This window comes from Elstera litoralis, from assembly GCF_000963705.1.
GTDB classification, from domain to species: domain Bacteria; phylum Pseudomonadota; class Alphaproteobacteria; order Elsterales; family Elsteraceae; genus Elstera; species Elstera litoralis.
The window spans coordinates 1-2,373 of sequence record NZ_LAJY01000591.1 but is presented as its reverse complement, the minus strand read 5'-3'; the positions used below and the strand labels follow the sequence as shown (position 1 = coordinate 2,373).

4 protein-coding genes are annotated in these 2,373 nt (G+C 61.8%); all 4 read right to left on the bottom strand.

The window, feature by feature from the left end:
- Positions 1–297 precede the first annotated feature (297 nt).
- Positions 298–630 carry an accessory factor UbiK family protein gene (locus VZ95_RS17945; protein ID WP_045777075.1) on the bottom strand — a complete coding sequence of 111 codons (333 nt, stop codon included), beginning with the start codon at positions 628–630 and terminating at the stop codon, positions 298–300.
- Between the two features lie 72 nt (positions 631–702).
- Complete coding sequence (locus VZ95_RS17940; RefSeq protein WP_045777074.1) at positions 703–1,815, bottom strand: M48 family metallopeptidase; 1,113 nt, start codon at positions 1,813–1,815, stop codon at positions 703–705.
- A complete protein-coding gene (locus VZ95_RS17935; RefSeq protein ID WP_045777073.1) occupies positions 1,812–2,093 on the bottom strand; it encodes a hypothetical protein in 282 nt (93 codons plus the stop codon). The genes VZ95_RS17940 and VZ95_RS17935 overlap by 4 nt, the downstream gene beginning before the upstream one ends.
- Positions 2,094–2,140: 47 nt before the next feature.
- On the bottom strand, positions 2,141–2,373 hold a 233-nt coding region (locus VZ95_RS27470; RefSeq protein WP_232302741.1), incomplete at its 5' end, for a hypothetical protein.

Here is a 2,373-nt window from a genome sequence, read left to right as displayed (position 1 = left end):
GCTCGTCGTCGCTTGCGCGGTCGAACGGCCACTCATTCGCGGTTACAATGTCTTCGACAATGTCGAGCGGATGAGACGGAAGATCGGGAGTTGTCTCACGAAGGGTGGTCATACCTGTCGCCTCCGGGCGAACCAAAATAAAGAACGAGACCTAAGCCCAAAGGAAACGGCTGGTATCCTCGCCACCGAAAACCCCGCCTGCTCAGACGAGGCCCCTACGGCAGCGATACCGGGCAAAACCTAAAAAGGCAAGCCTAGTGTGGCAACCAAACCGAAATCAATCGGCCAAAAAACCAGCTAAACTGCGGCGTCCGATGCCGGTTTTGCCTTTGAGCGCGTGGCTTTAGCCGGTGAAGCTTCAACGGGTTTCGCAACTGCGCTAAGCGCCGCGATTTGGGCTTCGAGCGCCGCCAGACGGGTTTCTAAAACCGCTTGGCCTTCCCGTGCCCGCACCGCGACATCGCGCATCGCTTCAAACTCGTCGCGCGTTACCAAGTTCAAATCGGCCAGCAACCGTTCGAGACGGCCGCGCGCCAAGCCATTGACCTCGGCTCGCAACCCGGCCAAAGCCCCTAGAGCGCCCCCGGCAACCCGGGCACCATCTTCGAAAAACCGTCCTTGCTGTCGCATCGGAACTGCCTCCTTAGCCATAAACCTCACCATGCCGTGCCCATCGCCGGGCGGCAAGCAGGGTAAGACGTATCACATGTTTATGACGCGGACCGTTAAATCAAGGCTGATGCCGCACGCCGCGCGCAATTGCCGCCACTCGGTAGGGCTCGCGGTGAGAGGGGCATGGGGGGAGACGGGCAGTTCCAGGGCGGTGAGCGCCGCCGCGCGCTCGTCGGTTGCCGGGTGGGTTGAGAGCCAGCCGCCACTATCCCCGTCAGCCAGCCGGTGCAGCGCGTCGGCCAACGCCTGCGGCGGGCGGCCCAGCGCCGCCAAATAGCGCGCGCCCTCGGCATCGGCCCGGCGTTCGAGATCGCGGTGATAGGCGAAAATCGGCACGACCTGCGCCAAACCGGACACAAGGCCGGTGCCGAACAGCACCTGCGCCGCGAGGCCCCAGCCCTGATGCTGGATCATGGCGGCGAGCGGGTCGGCATGGGCGAGATGGGCGACCTCGTGGGCGAGGACGGCTAAGGCCTGATCGGGCGTTTGCATCCGCTGTAACATGCCTTGCGTCAGCACGATGCGGTTGCCCGGCAAGGCGAAGGCGTTGGGCAGGGCAATCCGATAGACGCGGATCGACGGGGCTTCGGCAAGCCCGGCGACCTGGGCGAGGGCGACCGCCGCCCGGCGCGCCAGGTCATTCGTCTCGCTATCGGCGCAGACCGTGGGCGCGCCGCCCCGGTTGAGGGCATGGGTGAGGTCGGCTTCCGCCCGCTCGCCCATCGCCCGCTGCCACGCCAGCGGCACGAAGCCCGCCCCCCAGGCGGCGAGCCAGGGCAGAACGAAATAGAGCGCCGCCAAACTCGCAGCGATCCCCGCGAGCCATTGCAGCGTCGCCCGCCGCTCCTGCCGTGTTTTAGGGTCCGGCCCGGTCAATCCGGGGAGCGCGGGGCGCAGTCGCTCAAGGTCAGCGGTGGAGGCAAGGCGGACCTGCTCGGTCCCAAAGGCCAGGATCACCACGCCCGACCGGCGTATTTGTGCGGCATCATCGCGCAACCGAACCGCCGAACGCGGCCATTGGGAAATCGGATTATCCGGCGCGTCGGTGGCAATAATCTCCAGCGTTTCGTCGGCTATCCGCAGGCCCACGGGTCGGCGCGCGGCGGTTTTGCCGTCGCTATAGAAGGCGGAAAAATCGGTCATCCGGTAAAATCCACGGCCCCCAGCAAACCTTCGCCGCGTCCTGGCGACGGCAGGGTGCTTTGGTGAATGGAAAGATCGTTTATTTCTCCCGACACAGAGAGTGTGCCGATGATTTCCGCTGCAATGCGGGCCGTCCAAAGCTGCGCCCAAAAAGCCGAAAAGGCCGCAGTGGTAACCAATGTTGCGATCCCATAAAGAGCAAAGCTCAGCCACGGCGCGTAGCGAGCAATGATGTTCACTGGGATCGATAACAGAAAATAGCCAAATACAACGATCACGGTCCCAGGAATTAGGATGATAAAAAAGGCCCTGAGGAATATTTTAATTACCCGCCAGGATGATAGCTTGGATTGTAGCGGAGCCCTCCCAGGGAGAGTGTCGAGGTTGAGTTTTTAAAAACCCGTATCCGCAACAGGGCCATCGCCAATAGAAGTGTTACCGCTGCCGTAAACAGAAATGAAAAAAGAGAGGAGACTCTTTTTCCGGCATATGCGGCCCCAGATTTTGAGTTTAGGCTCTCCATATTACTGAAAATAGCTACCAAATCCGTTATAGGAC

What these genes read in the sequence shown, in the direction of transcription:
- VZ95_RS17940 (WP_045777074.1), bottom strand. Translation starts at nt 1,815, where the DNA reads ATGACCGATTTTTCCGCCTTCTATAGCGACGGCAAAACCGCCGCGCGC.
- VZ95_RS17945 (WP_045777075.1), bottom strand. Translation starts at nt 630, where the DNA reads ATGCGACAGCAAGGACGGTTTTTCGAAGATGGTGCCCGGGTTGCCGGG.